This is a genomic window from Massilia rhizosphaerae (assembly GCF_016093545.1).
Classification (GTDB): Bacteria; Pseudomonadota; Gammaproteobacteria; order Burkholderiales; family Burkholderiaceae_D; genus Telluria; species Telluria rhizosphaerae.
The window spans coordinates 156,571-178,582 of the sequence record NZ_JADKYX010000015.1 but is presented as its reverse complement, the minus strand read 5'-3'; the positions used below and the strand labels follow the sequence as shown (position 1 = coordinate 178,582).

Here is a 22,012-nt window from a genome sequence, read left to right as displayed (position 1 = left end):
TTGTGACCACCGAGCGGATGCGGTTTGCGTGGCGGCAGAAGCGGTTCCATCTGCTCCCAAATCTCATCTGGCAAACGCCAGCCATCGTCTTGCTTCAGCATGCCCATGATAGTTCTCCTGATCATGGACTTAGACTCAAAAATGCGTCAGATGTCCCTCCGGATGAGCTCTACTGGGATACGCTCTAAAAACATCAGCGCAAGGCCACCGTGCAGCTGTCCACGCCATCCTGTCGATCGAAGCGGAAACGCACAGGCAAGAACGTCTCGATCACCCGCGCATTGGTGCGCGCATGCATCGACACCGCGTCCAGCGTGAAGCCGCCGCCGCCCGCCAGCGCAAGCGGGACCATCATCTGGTCGGCCAGGTACTCGGCGAATGCGGCCCGAGACATGAGATAGCGGCGCGCGCGCTGCACCACTTGGCGCTCCACCTGCTCGGACGTGACGGATCTTTCGCCGAACGCCGTGAACACCTCGGTCGCGTGCTCGTGCTCAAGGGTCAGCAACAAGGCATTGCCGGGGCCCTGCTCGGCCGGCAGGCCGCGCACGTGCAGTTGGTCCTCGCTCCAGTTCATCGCCCTGCCGACGCATTCCAGTTCGCGCTGCGCCACCCGCGCCGGCACGCCGGCCACGAACGCCTCGGCGTATGCGGCGCGCCGTTCGCCGCGCGCCAGCCACGTATGCGGCCGCAGTGCCGCGCTGGGCTCGACGCGGGCTTCGACGACACCGCCGCCGGCCGGATAAAAGCCGAAGCGCTCCAGGCGGATGTCGATGTGCGCGCCCATCTCGGCCAGGCGCGGGCACCAGGCGCGCTGCAGGAATTGCGCCGGCGGCGCCATCGGATTGTGCGTCCCGCCGGTGAGCCTCAATACCGACGGCTTGTCCGCTTTCAGCAGCGCCGGCAGCACGGTTTGCAGCACCAGGGTGCAACTGCCGGCCGTGCCGATGGCGAACGCGTAGTCGCCGCCTTTGACCGGGCCCGGTGCGAACGTCAGGTCCTGGCTGCCGAGCGCCGCGCCCGTCGCCTCGCCGCCGCATACCTGCAGCGCGGCCTGCACGGCCACGAGGTGCTGGCGCATCAGGCCCGGCTTGGCGCGGTTGGCGCGGATGTTCCGGATGCGGAACGGCTGGCCCGTGATCATGGCCAGGGTCAGCGCGCTGCGCAGGATCTGGCCGCCGCCTTCGCCGGCGGCGCCATCCAGTTCGATCATGCCTCGTCCTTTCATCCTTTTACGCAGACGATCTGCTTCAACGTGTGCACGACTTCGACCAGGTCGCTCTGCGCCTGCATCACCGCGTCGATGTCCTTGTAGGCCATCGGGATCTCGTCGATGACGGCGGCGTCCTTGCGGCACTCGACGCCTTCGGTCGCGCGCACCTGGTCCTCGACCGAGTAACGGCGCTTGGCTTCCGTGCGGCTCATCGTGCGGCCGGCGCCGTGGCTACAGCTGTGAAAACTCTCCGGATTGCCCTTGCCGCGCACGATGTAGCTCTTGGCGCCCATCGAGCCCGGAATGATACCCAGCTCGCCCTCGCGCGCCGACACGGCGCCCTTGCGCGTCACCAGCACGTCCTTGCCGAAGTGGTGTTCCTTCTGCACGTAGTTGTGGTGGCAGTTCACCGCCTCGACGTGCGTCTCGAACGGCTTCTTGATGACCGTGCGCACGGCCGCGATCAGGTTCTGCATCATCACTTCGCGGTTCATCCTTGCGAATTTCTGGGCCCAACCCACCGCTTCGACGTAGTCGTCGTAATGCTGCGTGCCTTCCTCGAGATAGGCCAGATCCTTGTCGGGCAGGTTGGCAAGATGCGTGCGCATGTCCTGCTTCGCCAGTTCGATGAAGTGGGAGCCGATCGCATTGCCGACACCGCGCGAGCCGGAGTGCAGCATGAACCACACGAAGCCCTGCTCGTCCAGGCAGATCTCGATGAAGTGATTGCCGGTGCCCAGCGTGCCCAGGTGCTTGTAGTTGTTCGTGTTCTTCAGCTTCGGCGTCTTCTGGCAGATGACGTCGAATTCGTCCTTCAGCGCCATCCAGGCCTGGTCGACGGCCTGCGGCGGCGTGTCCCACGATCCCTGGTCGCGCCCCTTGAATCCGCGCGTCTTGGGCGACATCCCGTGCGGCACGGCGCGCTCGATGGCGCTGCGCAGCGGGCCCAGGTTGTCCGGCAGGTCGTTCGCGCTCAAGGTCGTCTTGGCGGCCATCATGCCGCAGCCGATGTCGACGCCGACCGCGGCCGGGATCACCGCGCCCAGCGTGGGAATCACGCTGCCGATCGTCGACCCTTTGCCCAGGTGGACGTCGGGCATGGCCGCCATGTGTCGATAAATGAACGGCATGCGCGCCGTGTTGGCCAGCTGGCGCTTCGCCTCTTCTTCCACCGGGACGCCGCGCGTCCACATCTTGACGGGACGGCCGCCTTCCACGTCCAGCACATCGTAGTGTTCGTCTTTCATCATTGCGCTCTCGTCTTCCGATCATTCGTGCCATCTGCCGACAGAACATGGCGACGAGGCGAGTGAGTCCAAGTGCGCTCGCGTGAATGCCGGGCAATGCGGCGATTTCACGGCCTGTACCGCCAATGCTGCGTCCTGTCGCAATCGACGGGTTCCGTCCAGGGTGTTTGCCTATAGTGCATCCATCGGATCACTATCCACTATCGGAGACACTGACATGAACAAACTGATCAAGAGCGCCGTCCTCGCCACGACCCTGGCCATCGGCGCGCATGCCGCCGTGGCCGACGATCTCGTCCGCGAAAACCGCAATGTGGATGCCGGCGTGTCGAAAGTGCATCTGGGCGGCGTGATCCGCCTGAACCTGCGCCAGGGCGCGACGCCGTCGCTCGTGGTGTCCGGCGACCGCCGCTACGTGGCGAAGGTAACGACGACGCAGCGCGGCGATACGCTCGTCATCGACATGGAAAACAATACCCGTTTCGACGGCAACAGCAAGGGCGAATTGCGCGCCGACCTGACCGTGCCGAATCTGCAGGAATTCGTGTCGCAGGGCGTCGGCTCGAGCGACGTGTCCGGCTTCAGCGGCGACAAGCTGAAGCTCGCGCTGGACGGTGCCGGCGCCGTGCGTTTCACGGGACAATATCGCGACGTCGACGCGCGCCTGGGCGGCGTCGGCAGCCTTACCTTGAATCCCGGCCAGGCCGAACGCATCGAATTGCACCTGGGCGGCGCCGGGCATATCACCGTGGCCGGCCAGACGAAATTGCTGCGCGCACAGCTGGGCGGCGTCGGCGGCCTGGACGCTCAACAATTGCGTGCCGAGACGGTCGACCTGGACATGACCGGCCTCGGCGGCGCCAGCGTGTACGCGAAGACGGCCGCCAACGTCAACCTGAGCGGCATGGGTTCGGCCACCGTCTACGGCAAGCCGGCCACGCGCAATGCGACGACGAACGGCTTCGGGAAAGTCAGCTGGCAGTGAACGTGCCGTGCGGCATCGTCATCAGCGGATGACGGTGTCGTTCTTGACCGCTTTCACGCCTTTCACGCCGCGCGCGATTTCCACGGCCTTTTCGGCGGATTCGCGCGAATCGACGAAGCCGCTCAGTTGTACCGTTCCCTTGAACGTTTCCACGTTGACCTGGGTCGCCTTGACCGTCGGATCGGCGGCGAAGGCGGCTTTTACTTTGCTGGTAATCAAGGAATCGTCGACGTATTCGCCCGTGCCTTCCCGGGTCGGCGTCGGGGCGCAGGCTGCGAGCGAGACCAGCAGCGACGTTGCAAGAATAGACTGAGCAATAGCGGACTGGAAACGAATGAGCTTCATGGCGATTCTCCCGAAAGATCAAGCGTTCATTATTCCGAATTTCGAGACAACCTGTCGCCCGCTACTGTTGTGAAATCGGCACTCGACGGTCAAGGCGCGTCGATCCGGCCCGCGTGCGCCACGAGCGGTCCCGACGGTGGCCGTGCGACGATGCGCTGCAGCGGCAGGTCGTGGCCGATGACGAGGCGCACGTCGGCATGCCCGGCCATGTCGGCTTCGACCGGTTCGCCGCTGCCGACATGCCGGGCCAGGCGTTCCGCCGCCGTCCGGAAGGCCGGCTGGTACTCGACGCGTGTCCGGCGCACGTCGAATCCTTTTTCGTTGGTCAAGCGCACGACTTTGAGCCCGGGATCGCGCAACTGGCGCGACACGAAGCGCGCCAGGCCCCGGCGGCCGTCGCCATTGCTGATCTCGAGCCTGGCGATCGCTTCCGGCGCGGGCGGCTCTGCGGCCGCCATGTCGACCGGCGCACTGTGCGGCGGCGCGGCGCGCGCCGGCACGCGCCGCAGCTCGAGCATGCCGTCGTCCCGGCGGATCACTTCGACGGAGGCCCATTCTTCGTCGTCGGGATGCTCGTGGGTCTTGACCGCCTGCTCGATGGCAGGCAGCCGCGCGCCGCCATTCGCCGTCGCATAGTCGGCGCGGAAATCGTGCTCGCGCAGCGCCTCGGCCTGGCGCAGCATCTGCCGGCCACGCTCTTCCTGGCCCAGCTTGAGCAAGGTCTCGCCGAGGTATTGCCAGGCGCGCTGGCTGAGCGGGTCGAGCAGGCAGGCTTTTTCCAGCGCGACCTGGGCCGCATCCAGATCGCCGCTGAGCAGGTAGGCGTATCCCAGGTTGGCGAACAGGTAGCTGGACGCCGGGCCGGATGCCATGGTGATGTCGCGGGTGAGATCGCGCCAGATCGGGATCGCATGGGCGAAATCGCGGCGCTCGGCGTAGGCGATCGCCAGGCCGTTGCGCGCGTTGACGTGCGTGCCGTCGATGCGCAGCGCGGCCTCGTAGGCGGCGATCGCTTCGTCGTAGCGGCGCGCGAGGTACAGGTTGCGGCCGCGCAGATAGTTGTCGTTCGCCGCCGAAAACGCGGACGGTCCCGCGTCCGGCTGCCAGGGCGGACTGCTGCAGGCAAGCAGCAGCGCACCGCTGCACAACAGCGGCAGGGTATAAAGCCGGATACGCGTGCGCATGACAATCTCCATTGAATCAATTGGAACCGCTCAGTGTCGTACCGAACAGCTTGGTGATCTGGATGCCGGCGGGCCCCAGCAACACCATCAACAGGGTCGGGAAGATGCAGAAGATGAGGGGGAACAAAAGTTTCAGGCCGATCTTGGCGGCCGCCTCTTCCGCCACCATGCGGCGCTTGCTGCGCAGCGTTTCCGAATAGACGCGCAAGGCGTCGCCGATGCTGGTGCCGAAGCGCTCCGACTGGATCAGCATCGCGACCAGCGAATCGATGTCGTCCAGTCCGATGCGCAGCGCAAAATTGCGCAATGCCTTTTCCTTGCTGAAGCCGGCGCGCATCTCCATCAGCACGATCTGCAATTCCTGGCCCAGCGTCACGCTCTTGAAGTGGATCTCGGCGGCGACCTTGACCAGCGCGCGCTCGAGGCTCAGGCCGGCCTCCACGCACACCGTGAGCAGATCGAGCGCGTCCGGAATGTTTTCGAAGATGTCGCGCTTGCGGCGCGTGATGACGCGCTCGAGGATCACGTTCGGCAGATAGTAGCCGCACGTCGCCGCCAGCAGCAGCAGGAACAACGTCCCGATATTCGCGATCGTGGCGGGCACGAACGCCAGCACGATGCCGGCCAGCGCGGGCAGGCCCAGCGCCAGCAGCGTCTTGGAGGCGAAGTACAACGTCGGCGCCGCCGGATTGCGCCAGCCGGCATTCATGAAACGGGTACGCAGCGCCGACTTTTCCCAGCCTTCGTCCGGCACCGACAATTTGGTCAGCGGCTTGACGGCGCGCGCGACACGGTCGACCCAGCCGCTGCGCTCGGCCTGGCCATCTTCCGCGCGGCCCATGAAGCTCGCCAGGCGGGCACGCAGCGCGGCGGGCGCGAACAGCACCGCCGCGAGCCAGGCAAGGCCGCAAACGACCGCGAAGACGATCAACAGGAACAGCAGCTGTGCGCGAGTCATCGATGTCTCCTCAGATACGGATACGGATCACCTTCTTCAGCCAGATCACGCCGATGATGATCATCACCAGCGCGGTCCAGAGCAGCTTGACGCCCATCGGATCGCTCCACAACACCATGACGTAGGTGGGATTCACCAGCAGCAGCATGGCGCCCACGGCGAACGGCAGCAGTCCGAGGATCCAGGCCGACATGCGCCCTTCGGCCGACAACACGCGGACCTGCGCCGCCAGCCGCAGGCGGCCGCGGATGATGTAGCCGATGTTGCTGAGAATCTCGGCCAGGTTGCCGCCCGTCTCGCGCTGGATCAGTATGGCGATGACGAGGTAGCGCAGGTCGGTCAGCGGAATGCGCGCCGCCATGTTGTGCAGCGCTTCGCTCAGCGGCACGCCGTAGTTGATTTCCTCGCGCGCGATGCGGAACTCGCCGCTGAGCGGTTCCGGCAATTCGTTGCCGACGATTTGCAGCACGTTCGAAAACGAATGGCCGGCACGCAGCGCGCGCGCGATGAAGTCGGCCGCATCCGGCAACTGCTCTTCGATGCGCACGAGGCGGCGCGTGCGGGCGCGGCGCACCAGCAGTAGCGGCACGTGGGCGCACAACAGGACGACCCCAACGCGCGCCGGCAGCGGCAGCGGCCACTGCATCACCACGTACACGGCCAGCAAGACGACCCCGCCGGAGCACAGCAGGAATCGTTCGACCGACCAGGCGATCCCGGACTGCACGAGCAACCGGTCGAGGCGATGCGCAAGGCGCCAGCGTTGCAGCAGGCGGTCGGTCAGGTCGTGACGGCCGAAGCGGCGCAGCTTGAGGATCGAGATGCGTTCGGCACCGCGCCCCTGGTTCCCCGACATCAGCTGCAGCCGGCGCGCGATCCGCTGCGCGCTGGCGCCGTGCGTGCTCACCCACCATAGATAGAGGCCCTCGATGGCGAGGATGACGGCGGCGAACAGGAAGACGATGAATCCGTAGAAGAGGATATCCATGCGTGGCTCCGCGGTTTGCTCAGGTAAACACGCGGTCGGGATCGAAGGTGTCCTCCGGCACGGCCGCGCCGAACATGCGCAGGCGGTCGGTGAAGCGCGGCCGCACGCCCGTCGCGCAGAAATGGCCCTGCACCTTGCCGTCGGCGTCGATGCCCGTCTGCTCGAAACGGAAGATCTCCTGCATCGAAATGATCTCGCCTTCCATGCCCGTGATCTCCTGCATGCTGACGACCTTGCGCGTGCCGTCGGCCAGGCGCGACGCCTGCAGGATCACCGTGATCGCGGACGCGATCTGCTGGCGGATCGCGCGCGGCGTCAAGCTCACGCCGGCCATGCCGACCATGTTCTCCATGCGCGCGAGCGCGTCGCGCGGCGTGTTCGCGTGGATCGTCGCGAGCGAACCTTCGTGGCCCGTGTTCATCGCCTGCAGCATGTCCAGCGCTTCCGGTCCGCGCACCTCGCCCAGGATGATGCGGTCCGGGCGCATGCGCAGCGAGTTGCGCACGAGCGCGCGCTGCGTCACCTCGCCCTTGCCTTCGATGTTGGGCGGGCGCGTCTCGAGGCGCACGACGTGCGGCTGGCGCAGCTGGAGCTCGGCCGCGTCCTCGATCGTCACGATGCGCTCGTTGCCGGGAATGAAGCCGGAGATCAGGTTCAGCATCGTCGTCTTGCCGCTGCCGGTCCCGCCCGAGATCAGGATGTTCACCTTGGCGAGGCCGAGGCTTTCGAGCACCTTGATCATCGGCGGCGTGACGCTTTTATAGTCGAGCAGGTTCTGCACCGTGAGCGGCGTCGCACCGAAGCGCCGGATCGACACCAGCGGCCCGTCGACCGCGAGCGGCGGGATGATCGCGTTGACGCGCGAACCGTCCGGCAGGCGCGCGTCGACCATCGGGCTGGACTCGTCCACGCGGCGGCCGACGCGCGAGACGATCTTCTCGATGATCTTCATGAGGTGCGCGTTGTCGTGGAACGACACGTCCGTCAGTTCGAGGCGGCCGCGCCGCTCGACGTACACCTTGTCGAACGTGTTGACCAGGATGTCCGAGACGGTCGGATCGTTCAGCAGCGGTTCGAGCGGGCCGAAACCGAGCATTTCGTGCTGGATGTCGAGCACCAGATGATGGCGCTCCTGCTGGTTCAGCACGATGCGCTCTTCTTCGATGATGCGCTGGACCAGCAACGCCAGCTCGTGCTTGAACTGCTCGCTCGTCAGGCGTTTCAGGCGCTCCAGGTCGATCCGGTCGAGGATCATCTGGTGCATCGTCTTCTTGAGCTCCTGGTAGGCTTGTTGCGCCGCTGCCGGCACTGCCTGGAATTGGCGCTCCTCATCCGTCACGGACAGGCGTTCGCGCAGGGACATGGACGGCTCCTTGAAAAAATCAATCGTCTTCGCCGCGGCCGAACAGGCGGTCGAACAGGCCCTTGGCTTCGGGGATGCGGCGTGCGGTCACCACTTCGACCAGGTCGGCCAGGCTGCGCGCGGCGGCGCTCGTGCGCGCCAGCTGCAGCACCGGAATGCCCTGGTTGACGGAGTCGGTGACGGCGATGTAATCGTTGGGGACGGTGTGCAGCACTTCCGCGCCCAGCGCCGCGTGCAGGTCCTGCAGGCGCAGCTTGCCGCCCTTTTCGTAGCGGTTCACGATCAGGCGGATGTGGTCCGTCACGTAACCGAGCGAGCGGAAGATGTCGAGCAGGCGGCGCGCGTCGCGGATGTCCGGCAGCGCCAGCTGCAGCACCGGGTAGATCGCGTCGGTGCTGTCGAGCGCGCGCAGCGACACCGCGTCGATCTGGCGCCCGACGTCGAGCAGGATGTAGTCGTAGTGCTGGCGCGCGACGCGCAGGATCGTGTCGATGTGCTCGGGCTTGGCCTCGACGGTCTGGCCCGGGTCGTCGGCCGCGGCCAGCACGCCGAAGCCGGGCGCCACGTGCACGAGGCACGATTCGAGGAACGGTCCGTCGATGCGGGCGATCTGCTGGCACACGTCGGACAAGGTCATCGCAGGCTTCTGGTCCGACACGTACAGCGTGGCGTCGCCGAACTGGCGGTGCAGGTCGATCAGCAGCACCTTCTTGTCCGCCAGCGTGGCCAGCGCGTAGCCGAAATTGGTGGAGATGAAGGTCGCGCCGCTGCCGCCCTTGCAGGCGATAAACGCGAGTATCTTCCCGTCGCGCATCGCGGCCACGCCGGCGCTGGCCGCGATGCGGTCGATCGCCTCGTGCAGCGCGCGGTGCACCAGCGGCAGTTGCAGCACTTCGCGCACGCCGGCGCGCATGGCGCGGATCAGAACATCGGGATGGTGATTGTCGGTCAGCAGCATGAAATGCGCGGCCGAGTAGTGGCGGGTCAGGCGCTCCAGCAGGTCGCCGTCGGCGGCATCGGCGTCGCTGATGTCGACGATGATCAGGCTCGGACCATCAGACAGCGGACGCTCGAGCGCATCGCGCAGGCTGGCGCGGCTGGCGGCGACGTTCAACGGCGGTACGCGCGCCGCGCCTTGGGAGGCGATCTCCGCGTAAAGCTGGGTGTCGCGGCTGATCAGCAGGGCTTTCATCGGACTCCTCGGGACGGGTCTCGGTCATCGGGTTGGTGGGAAGAATAGGGTCGGAACGAAGGTGCGGCGGCGCGTCACTTGCTGCCCACCCCGCCGAGGATCAACGGCTTGACGGCGGGTTCGGTCGCCTTGAACGAGTCCTGGTAACGTCCATGGGCGATGACGGCGGCGCCGCCCTCCATGCCGGCGGCGGGATTCGTATTGGCCGCCGCGGCCGGATCGAGCACCTGTGCCGCCAGGTTGGCGCGCACGGAAGTGCCGAAGTGTTCATAGAAGCCCGGGGTCGTGCTGCATCCGCACAGCAGCATGCCCGACAGCGCCGCGCACGCCGTGCGCTTGTATCTGGTGGCCATCGCTCTCTCCTATTTCAGTTCGAAGCCGCCCGCGCTTTGCGCCGGCGGTGCCGCCGGCGCCGGGGCCGACATGGCCGCCGTCGTCACCGGCGGGGGTGGCCCTTCCAGGCGTCCGCCCAGCATCAACCCGGCGCGCGACGGCTCGCCCACCTTGTCGGTGGGGAGCGTGTAGGCATTGCCGGACAATGGCTTGACGAGGTGGGCCGTGATCACGAACACCAGTTCCGTGCGGTCCTGCTGGTAATCGGTGCTGCGGAACAGGGCGCCCAACACGGGGATTTCGCCCAGCACCGGCAAGCCTTTCAGGTTCGCGACGAGGTTGCTCTTGATCAGGCCGCCGATCGCGAAGCTCTGGCCGTCGTACAGCTGGACCGTGGTCGTGGCGCGGCGCGTCGTCACGACCGGCATGATGGCGGTCCCGGAAAAGCCGGTGGCCGACACGCCGATGCCTTCGCGCGACAATTCCGACACCTCGGGCGCGACGCGCAGGTTGATGCGCCCGCCGCCCAGCACCGTCGGCGTGAAGCGCAGGCCGACGCCGAACTCCTTCTCTTCGAGCGTGACCCGGTTGTTGTCCTGCGCCACCGGAATATAAAACTTGCCGCCGACGAGGAACGTGCCTTCCTGGCCGCTGATCGCCATCACGTTCGGCTCGGCCAGCACACGCACCAGTCCATCCTGCTTCTCGGCCGCGCCGGCCACGCTGCGGCCCGAGGAGCCCTTGCTCGCCTGGAACGACGCGTTGGCCGTGCCGCTGATGAAGTTCGACAGCAAGGTGGCACCCCAGCTGCCGGAACCGAAGCGCCAGGTGACGCCGGCCTCCAGGCGATCGAGCAGCGTCTTCGACACTTCGGCGATCTTGACCTCCAGCTGCACCTGCTGGGGCGCGCGGACGGACAGCATGTTGACCACGCGCGTCGTGGCCGCCCCGCCCTGGTTCTGGTTTTCCCGCTGTTTCTGGCTGGCGGCATCTTCCTTGTCGGGCACCATCAAGCCGCGCAGCGGCCGCCGTACATAGGCCGTCGCCAGTTCGACGGCGCGCGCCGCCGCGGTCGCATCGCTCACGGTGCCGGTCAGCACGAGGGTATCGGCGGCGGCCATCACCTTGATGTCGTGCTCGTCCGGCAGGGCCGCGGCCAACGTCGCCTGCACGGCCGACGGGTCCATGGCCACGGTGATGTCGAGCACGCTGCACAGGCCGCTTTTGCCCTGGATGATCATATTGGTCGTACCGACGTCGACGCCCGCGATGTACAACGTGTCGGGCGCCACCATCAGCGCCTGCACGACGAGCGGGTTGCCGACGCTGCGATGCCGGACCGGCTCCGGCAGGCGCATCAGGCTGGATTTGCCGACCTGCAGCGCCAGCTGGGCCGGCCGCGCGGCCTCGCCCTTGCAGTCGGGGCCGGCCTCGGCCCGCGGCGGCGCGGCTTCGGCCGGCTTGTCCGCGGCCTGCGCTTTCGTTTTGGCCGCCGCGGGTCCCGCAACCGCCAGCGCCAGGCCGGCGGCGAACAGGCAGCGAAACATCGGTGATGGCGTCAAGCATCCGTTCATGGCTTTACCCTGGATGAGGTTCAGAAGCACTCCTGCGACACGCGCAGGCCGTTAAGCACGGTGACGCAATCGCGCCGCACCGGGGCCGCCACCTTGACCACCACCGGCGCCGGCCGCACCGCCGGTGCCGGCTTCGGCGCGGGCTTGCGAGGCGCGGGCGGCGGCGCCTCGGGCAGCAAGGTCAGCTTGGTCGCGCCTTCGGTGCTGGCCGACTGCGGGTCGACCTGGTTGCGCAGGGCCAGCGACAGCGTGCCGACGCTGCGCGCCAGGTCGAGCTTTTCGGCCTGCTCCGGCGTGACTTCCAGCGTGACCGCGTTGACGACCTTGGGCTTGGTCTCATCGCGGCTGACTTCCTGGGCGACGGCCAGCACGAGGATCCGTTCCAGCACGATCTTCGAAATGTTCTGCTGGCGGCCGTCGGCACCGGCCGGCGCGTCCTTCTGCGTGCTGACGATGATGTCGACGTAGTTGCCGGGCAGCGCGAAGCCCGCCACGCCGATCACGTCGTTCACGCGCACCGTGATCGCCCGCTTGCCTTCCGAGATCAGCGCCGACAAGCCGCCGAGCGTGCCGGCCGGGGCCAGCTTGGCTTCGCTGACCGGTTCGCCCGCCAGCAGATTCGTCTTGAGGACGCGGCCGCCCAGTTTCTGCGGGTCCGTGAAGGCGCCTTTCGGCATGCTGTCGGCGGGCCAGTCGGCCAGCTTGAACATCTCCGGGGTCAGGCGCTGGCCGAGGCTGATATCGGCGGCGGCGACGACGATGCGGTCGCTGCCGCTGCCCGGCTGCTTCAACAGCCAGCGCGATGCGAACACGACGGCCGCAAATCCGAACAGGATCGCGACGGCCATGACGAGGATGGCACGCTTGTTCTTCATGATTGAGGCTCCGGAGAAGCGATGAACATGCTGCGCCAGGCCTGCTCGACCGCCGCGACGGTGAGACGTGGTTCGGCCCCGGCGAAGCCGGCAAAATCGGCGACCCGGTCGAGCAGTTCGCCGGGATAGCAGGCCAGCAGCGCGCGCCCGGATTGCGGGTGCAGCCGCTCGATCAGGTGGTCGACCGCGGCGTCTTCGAACTCGATGCGGCGCAGCCGGCACTGGCGGCGCAACAGCGCGCGGTAAGCGTGCGGCTCGAGCGGGCCGATGTCGGCCTTGTAGCCGATGCGGCGCAGCGCGGCGTCGTCGAATACGCCGGTCGGGGCCAGGTTGGTCGCGAACACCACGGCGGCATCGAACGGCACGAGCTCCGTCTGGCCACCTTGCAGCGACAGCTGGTCGCATCCGGCATCGAGCGGGCCGATGAAGCGGTTCAGCAGCTCGGCGGCGGCGATGCGCTGGCGGCCGACGTCGTCGAGCACCAGCATCCCGTTGTTCGCCTGCAGGTGCGGCGGCGCGTGGTAGACGCCCTGCTCCGCGTCGAAACGCAGGTCGAGCATGTCGCGTCCCAGTTCGGCGCCGACGTGGACGAGCGGGCGCTGGCACACGGTCCAGCGCGCATCGCAGCTGCGCCGTTCTTCCTGCTGGCGCGCGACCGGCGGCGGCGCCACGTGCACGGCGGGATCGAACAGGCTGATCACCTGGCGCCCGGCCATCAAGGCATACGGCACGGCGATGGGCCCCGGCAGCAGGCGCCCGAGCTTGCGCGCCAGCGTCGTCTTGCCGCCGCCGGACGGCCCGTACAGCAGCAGCGAGCGGCGCGCATACAGTGCCGCGCCCAGCACGTCGCGCGCGGCCGGCGCCAGGCCATCCTCGCCGAGCGCGCCGGCCAGTTGCGCGGCCGTGATGCGCTCGGCGTCCGCATGGCGCAGCGCCTGGCGTTCGACCACGGCGCGATACGAGGCGAGCGTCACGGGCGCCGGACCGAGGTAGCGGCAGCGCGCCAGGGCGTCGACAGCGCCGCGCTGGCCGTGTGCGGTCAACTGGTATTGCATGTCGATGTCGGACTCGCCGCACCAGGCCACTTCCACCTGCTGTTCCGCGATCAGCGGATTGAGGACCTCGCGCAGCACGCTGATCGACAGCCTCAGTTTGCCGGCCAGATGGGTCAACGGTGTCTTGCCGCCGGCCTGGATCGCCTTGAGCACGAGGTCCGTCACGAAGCGCGGTTCGAGACCGGTATCGCGCACGGTCTTGGCCTGGCGCGGCAGGACCGGCGCGATCTCCGGACCGCCCGGCGGCGCCGGCTGCGCGGCCCGCGCCGCCGGCGCGGTATTGCCTGTCGATAGCGTTTCAAACATCGGAACCCCCTTGCCTTGCTTGTTTTCCGAAACAGGTCAGAATGATTCTAACGACCGGACTTTTGGCCACCCTTGAGCTTCGCCAAGAGCGGGCTCATCCATAATGAGTGACTAGAACGACGATCGTGCCTGCCGCAATGGCCAGTCCGTAAGGCATCGAACCGGCACTCTGCGGGAGCGTCGTGTCGGACAATTTCGTGCCCGGCGTAAATAATCCGGACAGCACATGACCGATGTTGACGAGGGCCAGCCGCAAGCGGCTGCGCAGCAGTACGAGGAACAGCGCCATCACGCCGCCGGCGCACCACGTGAACACGGCGATCTGGAACGCTTCGGCCGGTCCGGTGAAGAAGCCGATCACGGCCATCAACTTGACGTCGCCGGCGGCCATGCCGCGCACCAGGTAGAACGGCAGGAAGATGGCCAGGCCCAGCAGCATGCCGCCGAATGCGGACAACAGGGCGGCGCCCGGTTCGGCGGACAATATGTGCAGGAGCAGCGCACCGGCCAGTCCGGCGAGCAGCAGAGGATTCGGGATGCGCCGCGTCGCCAGATCGTTGACGGCGGCGATGCTTACCATGAGCAGCAGCAGCGTATCGCGGTATTGTTCGATTGGCATGACAGCTCCCAAAAAAAACCCCTCCGGGCCTGGGAGCCCGGAGGGTTGCTCCGCTACGTTACGCGACGGCGGCAGTCAGCTTGCCGGAGATGGACGTGAAGACGCTCGACAGGTCTGTGCCCAGCGTTTTCGCCGTGGTAGCGACCGCCACGCCGATCAAGGCAGCGATCAGGCCGTATTCGATGGCCGTCACACCATTCTCGTCAGCAGCGAAGGTTTTGACTGCGGAGATGAAGTTGCTCATGACAAACTCCCATATGGTAGGTTAATAAGAACAGCTACTAGCCGGAGGGTGCTGGTCAAGTCACTTTTCTAGCTGGCTTGCTGCGTTCCGTGCCAGTGAGTTCACTATAAGAGTTGATGCCGCACGGCAAGTTGAGCATCAACAACTTTGCTGTGAGGAACTATTTTTTGTTTGACGGAATCAAATCCTGTTTCGTCGGGCAACACAGCGTTGTTTTGCTTTGAGAAAAGTTCACTCAGGCTAAAAAAATTGCATTTGCATAATTGCTTAGAATGCAAAAACCCTATATCCTGTTTCGCTTGCTCTTTGTGAAACGCCTGATACCTGCGAACGCGACGGCGGCTGTGCCCAGCCTGCAGGTCGGTTGATTACATTGCCGAGAACGACATGGATTCGCTTCTGAAACACATGGTGGACATGACCGGCCACCGCGATCACGCGATGCTGGATCTTTCCGTGATCTCGGCGGTGCAGGAGCTGGCCGGCGCGGCGCAGACGCGCATCCTCACCATCACGACCGTGTCGGGACAGCACTACCTGCGCGCGCGCGCCAGCATCGTGATAGGTAGCGCGGCCCGCCTGGAAGAGCCGCAGGACGGCGTGCTGGGCGAGCCCGTGTCCGCGCTGCCCGAACTGAAACAATGCCTGGCCGAGCGCCAGGCCAGCGCGGAAGCGGTCGCGGCGGACGGCATGCGCGTGCTATGGCTGCCGATCTGGTTCGGCGACAAGGCCACGACCTGCCTGGAAATTCGCGACGACAACGGTTTTTCGCACGATGCCATGTATATGATCAACGGCATCGTCGGCGTCTACCGGAATTTCCAGAACCTGCTCGACTACAGCGAGCGCGATTCCCTCACCGGCCTGCTCAACCGCAAGACCTTCGACGACCAGCTGGCGCGCATGCTGCAGCATGCGCATGAACAGGACCCGCCCCTGCCGGGCCTGCCCGAGCGGCGCCAGCACCACGCCCAGGAAAAGCAGTGGCTGGCCGTCGTCGACGTCGACCACTTCAAGGCCGTCAACGACAAGTTCGGCCACCTGTACGGCGACGAAGTGTTGATCCTGATCGCGAACCTGCTGCAATCCTCGTTCCGCGCCCAGGACCGCGTGTTCCGCTTCGGCGGCGAGGAATTCGTCGTGCTGCTGCGCTCGACCACGCTGGACAATGCGTGGAAGATCATCGAGCGCTTCCGTATCAACGTCGAAAGCCATGACTTCCCGCAGGTGGGACGAGTCACGGTCAGCGTCGGCTTCGTCAGCATCAGCGCCTACGAATCGCCCGTGGTCACGCTGGGCCATGCCGACCAGGCGCTGTACTACGCGAAAAGCAATGGGCGCAACCGCGCCTGCCACTACGACGACCTCGTCGCGCACGGCTTGTTGCAGACCGTCGCCTCCAACGACACCGCCGAATTCTTTTGAACGCTCCCGAACGGATCAGGCCAACTGCATGAAGCGCAGCGGGTCGACCTGCCATTTGTCGGGCGATTCGTGGCGCACGATCTTGTCGCCGCCGCCGAAGCCTACGCCGCGCGCCAGGTCCACCGTCTGCGGCTTGATATAGGTCTGGCTTTTCGTGCTGTAGAACACGTTGACCTTGGGCGTGAGCAGGCTCGTTTCGTGCGGCTCGACGACGACGCCCAGGCGGCCGGATTCCAGCAGGACGAGGGTCCCGACCGGATAGATGCCGACGCAGCGCATGAATTCCTGGGTCAGCGCCGGATTGAAATGAAATTTGCTCCATTCGTACATCTTGCGCAGCGCCTCGGCCGCCGGCATGCCCTTGTGGTAGCAGCGGTCGGCCGTGATGGCGTCGTACACGTCCACGATCGCGGCCATCTGCGCCAGCTCGCTGATGTCCTGTTCGCCCTGGCGGTCCGGATACCCCGTCCCGTCGCGGCGCTCGTGGTGGTGCAGCGTGATGTCGAGCGGGATCGCGCCGATCTCGGGCGTGCGGAGCAGGATGTCGTAGCCGTCCCGGGGGTGCCGGCGGACGATCTCGAATTCCTCGTCGGTCAGGCGTCCCGGCTTGTTCAGGATGGCGTCCGGGACGAGGGCCTTGCCGGTGTCGTGCAGCAGGCCGCCGATGCCCGCCTGGTAGATGGTCTCCGTATCCATCTGGCGCGAACGGCAGAAGGCGACCAGCAGGGTACAGACGCTGACCGAGTGCAGGAACGTGTAGTCGTCCTTGTTCTTGATGACGGACAAGCCCAGCAATGCGGACGCATTGCGCAGGATCGATGCCGTGATGCTTTCGACCACCGGCGACACCTTGTCCATTTCCACCGCCTTGCCCAGGCGCGCATCCTGCATCACGGTCTTGACGAGGCCGGCCGCCTGGCGCCGGATCGCCACGGCACGGTCGAATTCCTCGGCCAGCGTGGTGCGCAGCGGCATCAACGGCTGGGCGGCGATCGCGGCGACCTCGGCCTCCGTCGCGGCCTCGGCTTCGCCCACGGTGGGGGCGTCGTCCACGTCCAGCCCGCGCGCGCAGTCGATCGTCACGCCGCGGATGCCCGCGCCCACGATCTTGCGGATCTCATCCTCGGTCGTGATGACGAAACGGTTGCGGACGAAAGGATGTTCCATCCACCCGCAATCGAGGTCATGAATGAACATTCCAAGGCGCAGCTGGGAAGAATCGACTTTCTTGAGCATGGGCGCATCCGGGAAGGTGTGTGTTAATCTCGCTGCGGTCCGGCGTCCTTCGAGTATAGCAACTTGATGGCCGGAAACTTTCCGGCAGCAAACTTCTGGTTATCTCGTGTAGCCATAATGCTACAGATATTTACAAAATGGAACTTCGCCAGCTGCGCTATTTCGTCGCCATCGTGGACCACGGCTCGCTGTCGCGCGCGGCGCTGGTCCTGCACGTGGCGCAGCCGGCGCTGACCCAGCAACTGCGCCAGCTGGAAGAAGAGCTCGGCGTGCAATTGCTGCACCGCTCGGCCCAGGGTGTGCTCAGCACGGACGCCGGCAAGGTGTTCTACGAACATGCCCTCGCCATCCTCAAGCAGGTCGCGGATGCGCAGGCGGCCGTCGTGCAATCGGCCGAGCGGCCGTCCGGCAGCGTCACGCTCGGCCTGCCGCACAGTATTTCGGACGCCCTCGCGCTGCCGCTGCTGACGGCGATCCGCCGGCGCTATCCGGAAATCACGCTGCAGCTGACCGAGGAAATCACCGGCAGCCTGGCCGAACAATTGCGCGCCGGCCGCATCAACCTGGCCGTGCTGTTCGACGACGGCCAGCTCGGCAGCTTCGTCGCCACCCCGCTCGTCGAGGAAGAGCTGCGCTTCATCTGCCGCGCCGACGCGCCCGCCGCCGCCGGACGCGACAGCCTGACCTTGCGCGACGCCCTGGACACGATCCTGATCCTGCCCGGCCTGCAGCACGGCGTGCGGCCGCGCATCGAAAGCACGGCGCGGGCCGCGGGGCTCGCCACGCACGACATCATCGAAATCAATTCGATCGCCATCCTGAAATCGGCCATCCTGGCCGGCATGGGCGCGACCCTGCTGCCGGTGGCGCCCGTGCAGGCCGAGGTCGAACGCGGCGCCATGCGGGCGCTGGCCATCCACGATCCGGCCATCGCCCGCACCGTCGTGCTTTGCACGTCGCGCAACATCCCGCTCACCAACGCGGCGGCCGCCGTCAGCCGCCTCGTCGTCCAGGTGGCGCATGAGTTGTGCGCCGGCGGGCACTGGATCGGCGCGCGGCCCCTCGAATCGTAGTCCCGGGCCATCATTTTTTCTTATGGCTCCATCCCCATTCCGTATTTCCGTATACGTCAACTTGTCTCTACACTTGATGTAGCAGCCGCCAAAGCGGCACCGGGACCCGATCCGGCCAGCGCCTACCCGGCGCGCCACCGGCACGGGTCCATCTGAAAACACAAAGTTTGGAGACTTCATGCCTGACACCGTCCTGGGCCAGGGCGCATCCGCGTCCGTACCTGCCACGCCCGCCGTTCCCGCTCCCCTCAAAGACGTCAGCCTCGACGACAAGTACACCGCCACGTCCGGCAAGATCTTCCTGTCCGGCATCCAGGCCCTCGTGCGCCTGCCGATGATCCAGAAGCTGCGCGACGAACGGGCCGGCCTCAACACGGCGGGCTTCGTCTCGGGCTACCGCGGTTCGCCCCTGGGCGGCCTGGACGAGAACCTGTGGAAGGCCAAGGGTCACCTGGAAGCGAAGTCCATCCGGTTCGTGCCGGGCGTGAACGAGGACCTTGCCGCGACGGCCGTCTGGGGCACGCAGACCGTCGACCTGATCGGCCCCGCGAAATACGACGGCGTGTTCGCGATGTGGTATGCGAAGGGCCCGGGCGTGGACCGCTGCGGCGACGTCTTCAAGCACATGAACCATGCGGGGACGAGCAAGAACGGCGGCGTGCTGCTCGTCGCGGGCGACGACCACGGCGCGTATTCGTCGACCCTGCCGCACCAGTCCGACCACATCTTCGCCGCCTGCATGATCCCCGTGCTGTACCCGTCGAACGTGCAGGAATACCTGGACCTCGGCGTGCACGGCTGGGCGATGTCGCGCTTTTCCGGCCTGGCCGTCGCGTTCAAGGCGCTGGCCGACACGGTCGAATCCAGCGCTTCCGTCGATGCCGATCCGTTCCGCGTCGACGTCAAGTTGCCGCAGGATTTCGCGATGCCGGAAGGCGGCCTGAATACGCGGCTGTCGTCCATCGCTCTGGGCCAGCAGGCGCGCAATCAGGAAGCCCTGATGCAGGACTATAAGATCTACGCGGCCCTCGCGTATGCGCGCGAGAACCAGCTGAATCGCACGACGATCGACAGCCCGGATGCGAAGCTCGGCATCATCGCGTCCGGCAAATCGTACGTGGACGTGCTGGAAGCATTGGAAGAACTGGGCATCGACGAAGCAATGGCCGCGAAGGTCGGCCTGCGCCTGTTCAAGGTGACGATGATCTGGCCGCTGGAACCGGAAGGCGTGCGCGAATTCGCGCAGGGCCTGGACGAGATCCTCGTCGTGGAAGAGAAGCGCCAGGTCGTCGAATACCAGCTCAAGGAACAGCTCTATAACTGGCGCGACGACGTGCGCCCGCGCGTGATCGGCAAGTTCGACGAAAAAGGAGAGTGGGTCGCGCCGCGCGGCGAATGGCTGCTGCCGCCGAAGGCCGATTTCTCCGTCGCGCAGGTGGCGCGCGTGATCGCCGGCCGCATCACCCGCTTGAATCTCGACGACCGCACCCGCGACCTGATCAAGGCGCGGCTCGCCTTCCTGGAAGCGAAGGATGCGGTGCTGATGAAGGCCGTGACGACGCCGTTCCGTCCCGCGTTCTACTGCTCCGGCTGCCCGCACAACACGTCGACGAAGGTGCCGGAAGGCTCGTTCGCGCTGGCCGGCATCGGCTGCCACGTGATGGCCACGTCGATCTACCCCGAGATGAACAAGCTGACGACGCACATGGGCGGCGAAGGCGCGCCGTGGATCGGCCAGGCCGCGTTCTCCAAGGTGCCGCACGTATTCCAGAACCTGGGCGACGGCACCTATTTCCACTCCGGCTATCTCGCCGTGCGCGCCGCCATCGCGGCCAACGTGAACATCACTTATAAAATCCTGTACAACGATGCCGTCGCGATGACGGGCGGCCAGCCGGTCGACGGCACGACGTCCGTGTCGCTGATCGCGCGCCAGATGGCGGCCGAAGGCGTCAAGCGCATCGCCCTCGTCACGGAAGACCTGTCGCGTTATGAAGACCGCTCGGCGCTGCCGGCCGAAGTGACGCTGTACGACCGCAGCAAGATGGACGACGTGCAGCGCGAACTGCGCGAAATCCCCGGCGTGACCGTGCTGATCTACGACCAGACCTGCGCGGCCGAGAAGCGCCGCCGTCGCAAGAAGGGGGAATTCCCCGACGTCGCGAAGCGCATGGTGATCAACGAAGCCGTGTGCGAAGGCTGCGGCGATTGCGGCGTCCAGTCGAACTGCGTCTCGATCCTGCCGAAGGAAACGGAATTCGGCCGCAAGCGCGCCATCGACCAATCCGCGTGCAACAAGGATTATTCGTGCGCGAAGGGCTTCTGCCCCAGCTTCGCCACCGTCGAAGGCGGCACGCTGAAGAAGAACAAGGCCGGCGCCGGCAAGAACGGCGGCGACGACGGCTGGGGCCCGTTGCCGACGCCCGCGCTGCCTTCGATCGCATCGCCGTACAACATCCTGATCAACGGTATCGGCGGCACAGGTGTCATCACGGTCGGCGCGCTGATGGGCATGGCGGCCCATCTCGAAGGCAAGGGCGCCTCCGTGCTGGACATGACGGGCATGAGCCAGAAGAACGGCTCCGTCACGTCGCACGTGAAGATCGCCGAGACGCCGGAGCGCCTGCGCGCCCAGCGCATCGCCACCGGCGAGGCCGACCTCGTGCTGGGCTGCGACATGCTGACGGTGGGCGCCGCGGACGCCATCTCGAAGATGCGCCCGGGCCGCACGACGGTCGTCGTCAACCTGCACGAGCAGCCGACCGGCACCTTCGCGCAACAGAGAGATTGGGAATTCCCGGCGCAGCAAGTCCGCGCGCTGATCGTGGAAGCCGTCGGTGGCGAGGCCGGCGCCGACTTCCTCGACGCGACGATGCTGGCGACAAAACTGATGGGCGACTCGATCGCCGCCAACCTGTTCATGCTGGGCTATGCGTGGCAGAAGGGTCTCGTGCCGCTGTCGGAAGCGGCGCTGCTGCGCGCCATCGAACTGAATGGCGTGGCCGTCGCCTCGAACCAGCGCAGCTTCCTGTGGGGCCGCCGCGCGGCCGTCAACATCAAGCGCGTCGAGCGCACGGCGCTGCCGGCGCAGCCGGTCGTGATCACGATGCCGCAAAACCTGGAGTCGGTCGTCAAGAAACGCGTCGACTTCCTGACCGGTTACCAGAACGCGGCCTACGCGGCGCAGTACGAGGCGCTCGTCGCGCGCGTGCGCGAGCGCGAGACCGCGCTGGGCCTGGGCACCAAGCTGACGATGGCCGTGGCGAAGTCGTACGCCAAGCTGATGGCGTACAAGGACGAGTACGAGGTCGCGCGCCTGTACACGGACGGCCGCTTCGTCGAACAGCTGCAAAGCCAGTTCGACGGCAAGTTCAGCGTCAAATTCAACCTCGCGCCGCCGCTGTTCGCGAAGAAGGACGCCAAGGGCCATCTCGTGAAAGCCGAATTCGGGTCGTGGATGTGGAGTGCGTTCAAGCTGCTGGCCAAGCTGAAAGGCCTGCGCGGGACGGCGTTCGACGTGTTCGGCTACACGGCCGAGCGCAAGATGGAGCGCGCCCTGGTCACCGAATACCGTGACATGATCGAGGCGCAGCTGGCGGCGCTGGATGCGGCGAACCACGCCGTCGCCGTCGAGCTGGCGGCGCTGCCGGAGCAGATCCGCGGCTTCGGGCACGTCAAGGAGAAGGCCGAGGCCGAGTATCGGGCACGCAAGCAGGAACTGCTTTCCGGCAGCATCAAAAAACGCGCCGCGTGACGCATGGTGGGCACGGGGTGCCCACCCTACCTTTACGTTTGCC

Annotated in this window: 19 protein-coding genes and 1 pseudogene; 4 read left to right on the top strand and 16 right to left on the bottom strand. The window is 66.2% G+C overall.

Annotated elements, in window-relative coordinates:
• From ISF28_RS20975 to ISF28_RS20965, 3 genes and pseudogenes are all read right to left on the bottom strand, one after another.
• Nucleotides 1–107, bottom strand: a pseudogene (locus tag ISF28_RS20975) (IS5/IS1182 family transposase); the annotation flags it as partial.
• A gap of 86 nt (nucleotides 108–193) precedes the next feature.
• Nucleotides 194–1,213 carry an RNA 3'-terminal phosphate cyclase gene (gene rtcA, locus ISF28_RS20970; protein WP_198119115.1) on the bottom strand — a complete coding sequence of 340 codons (1,020 nt, stop codon included), beginning with the start codon at nucleotides 1,211–1,213 and terminating at the stop codon, nucleotides 194–196.
• Nucleotides 1,214–1,224: 11 nt separating this feature from the next.
• A complete protein-coding gene (locus ISF28_RS20965; protein ID WP_198119133.1) occupies nucleotides 1,225–2,460 on the bottom strand; it encodes an RtcB family protein in 1,236 nt (411 codons plus the stop codon).
• A 217-nt stretch (nucleotides 2,461–2,677) separates the two neighbouring features.
• Here ISF28_RS20965 and ISF28_RS20960 point away from each other — a divergent pair, with 217 nt between their 5' ends.
• The gene (locus ISF28_RS20960) at nucleotides 2,678–3,445 is read left to right on the top strand and encodes a GIN domain-containing protein (RefSeq protein WP_198119114.1); all 768 of its coding nucleotides are present in this window, start codon (nucleotides 2,678–2,680) and stop codon (nucleotides 3,443–3,445) included.
• Between the two features lie 21 nt (nucleotides 3,446–3,466).
• On the opposite strand, the gene ISF28_RS20955 is transcribed toward ISF28_RS20960, so the two are convergent.
• The 12 genes from ISF28_RS20955 to ISF28_RS20900 all read right to left on the bottom strand — a co-directional run bounded on the left by ISF28_RS20955 (nucleotide 3,467) and on the right by ISF28_RS20900 (nucleotide 14,481).
• Nucleotides 3,467–3,790, bottom strand: a complete 324-nt coding sequence (locus ISF28_RS20955; protein WP_198119113.1) for a BON domain-containing protein — start codon at nucleotides 3,788–3,790, stop codon at nucleotides 3,467–3,469.
• Nucleotides 3,791–3,879: 89 nt separating this feature from the next.
• A complete protein-coding gene (locus ISF28_RS20950; RefSeq protein WP_198119112.1) occupies nucleotides 3,880–4,974 on the bottom strand; it encodes a LytR C-terminal domain-containing protein in 1,095 nt (364 codons plus the stop codon).
• A 16-nt stretch (nucleotides 4,975–4,990) separates the two neighbouring features.
• Nucleotides 4,991–5,932 (bottom strand): type II secretion system F family protein, encoded by a 942-nt coding sequence (locus ISF28_RS20945; RefSeq protein ID WP_198119111.1) that lies wholly within the window; start codon nucleotides 5,930–5,932, stop codon nucleotides 4,991–4,993.
• A 10-nt stretch (nucleotides 5,933–5,942) separates the two neighbouring features.
• A complete protein-coding gene (locus tag ISF28_RS20940; protein WP_198119110.1) occupies nucleotides 5,943–6,920 on the bottom strand; it encodes a type II secretion system F family protein in 978 nt (325 codons plus the stop codon).
• A gap of 19 nt (nucleotides 6,921–6,939) precedes the next feature.
• Nucleotides 6,940–8,283, bottom strand: a complete 1,344-nt coding sequence (locus ISF28_RS20935; protein ID WP_198119109.1) for a TadA family conjugal transfer-associated ATPase — start codon at nucleotides 8,281–8,283, stop codon at nucleotides 6,940–6,942.
• A 19-nt stretch (nucleotides 8,284–8,302) separates the two neighbouring features.
• On the bottom strand, nucleotides 8,303–9,475 hold the full coding sequence (locus ISF28_RS20930; protein WP_198119108.1) for a CpaE/TadZ family protein: 1,173 nt from the start codon (nucleotides 9,473–9,475) through the stop codon (nucleotides 8,303–8,305).
• A gap of 74 nt (nucleotides 9,476–9,549) precedes the next feature.
• Complete coding sequence (locus ISF28_RS20925) at nucleotides 9,550–9,828, bottom strand: hypothetical protein (protein ID WP_198119107.1); 279 nt, start codon at nucleotides 9,826–9,828, stop codon at nucleotides 9,550–9,552.
• Nucleotides 9,829–9,837: 9 nt separating this feature from the next.
• Nucleotides 9,838–11,355, bottom strand: a complete 1,518-nt coding sequence (locus ISF28_RS20920) for a type II and III secretion system protein family protein (RefSeq protein WP_198119106.1) — start codon at nucleotides 11,353–11,355, stop codon at nucleotides 9,838–9,840.
• A gap of 47 nt (nucleotides 11,356–11,402) precedes the next feature.
• Nucleotides 11,403–12,257, bottom strand: a complete 855-nt coding sequence (gene cpaB / locus ISF28_RS20915) for a Flp pilus assembly protein CpaB (protein WP_198119105.1) — start codon at nucleotides 12,255–12,257, stop codon at nucleotides 11,403–11,405.
• Entirely contained in the window at nucleotides 12,254–13,618 is a 1,365-nt protein-coding gene (locus ISF28_RS20910; protein ID WP_229519250.1) for a DUF8689 domain-containing protein, read from the bottom strand. Before ISF28_RS20910 ends, cpaB begins: the two co-directional genes overlap by 4 nt.
• Before the next feature lie 94 nt (nucleotides 13,619–13,712).
• Entirely contained in the window at nucleotides 13,713–14,237 is a 525-nt protein-coding gene (locus ISF28_RS20905) for an A24 family peptidase (protein WP_198119104.1), read from the bottom strand.
• A 58-nt stretch (nucleotides 14,238–14,295) separates the two neighbouring features.
• Nucleotides 14,296–14,481 carry a Flp family type IVb pilin gene (locus ISF28_RS20900; protein WP_198119103.1) on the bottom strand — a complete coding sequence of 62 codons (186 nt, stop codon included), beginning with the start codon at nucleotides 14,479–14,481 and terminating at the stop codon, nucleotides 14,296–14,298.
• Nucleotides 14,482–14,868: 387 nt separating this feature from the next.
• On the opposite strand from ISF28_RS20900, the gene ISF28_RS20895 reads away from it, so the two are divergent.
• The gene (locus ISF28_RS20895; RefSeq protein ID WP_198119102.1) at nucleotides 14,869–15,906 is read left to right on the top strand and encodes a GGDEF domain-containing protein; all 1,038 of its coding nucleotides are present in this window, start codon (nucleotides 14,869–14,871) and stop codon (nucleotides 15,904–15,906) included.
• A gap of 15 nt (nucleotides 15,907–15,921) precedes the next feature.
• Here ISF28_RS20895 and ISF28_RS20890 read toward each other — a convergent pair whose 3' ends face one another.
• Nucleotides 15,922–17,142, bottom strand: a complete 1,221-nt coding sequence (locus ISF28_RS20890) for an HD-GYP domain-containing protein (protein ID WP_198119101.1) — start codon at nucleotides 17,140–17,142, stop codon at nucleotides 15,922–15,924.
• Nucleotides 17,143–17,279: 137 nt separating this feature from the next.
• On the opposite strand from ISF28_RS20890, the gene ISF28_RS20885 reads away from it, so the two are divergent.
• Both ISF28_RS20885 and ISF28_RS20880 read left to right on the top strand, forming a co-directional pair.
• Nucleotides 17,280–18,215 carry a LysR substrate-binding domain-containing protein gene (locus ISF28_RS20885; protein WP_198119100.1) on the top strand — a complete coding sequence of 312 codons (936 nt, stop codon included), beginning with the start codon at nucleotides 17,280–17,282 and terminating at the stop codon, nucleotides 18,213–18,215.
• Nucleotides 18,216–18,393: 178 nt separating this feature from the next.
• Nucleotides 18,394–21,969 (top strand): indolepyruvate ferredoxin oxidoreductase family protein, encoded by a 3,576-nt coding sequence (locus ISF28_RS20880; protein ID WP_198119099.1) that lies wholly within the window; start codon nucleotides 18,394–18,396, stop codon nucleotides 21,967–21,969.
• The last annotated feature ends 43 nt before the right edge of the window (nucleotides 21,970–22,012 follow it).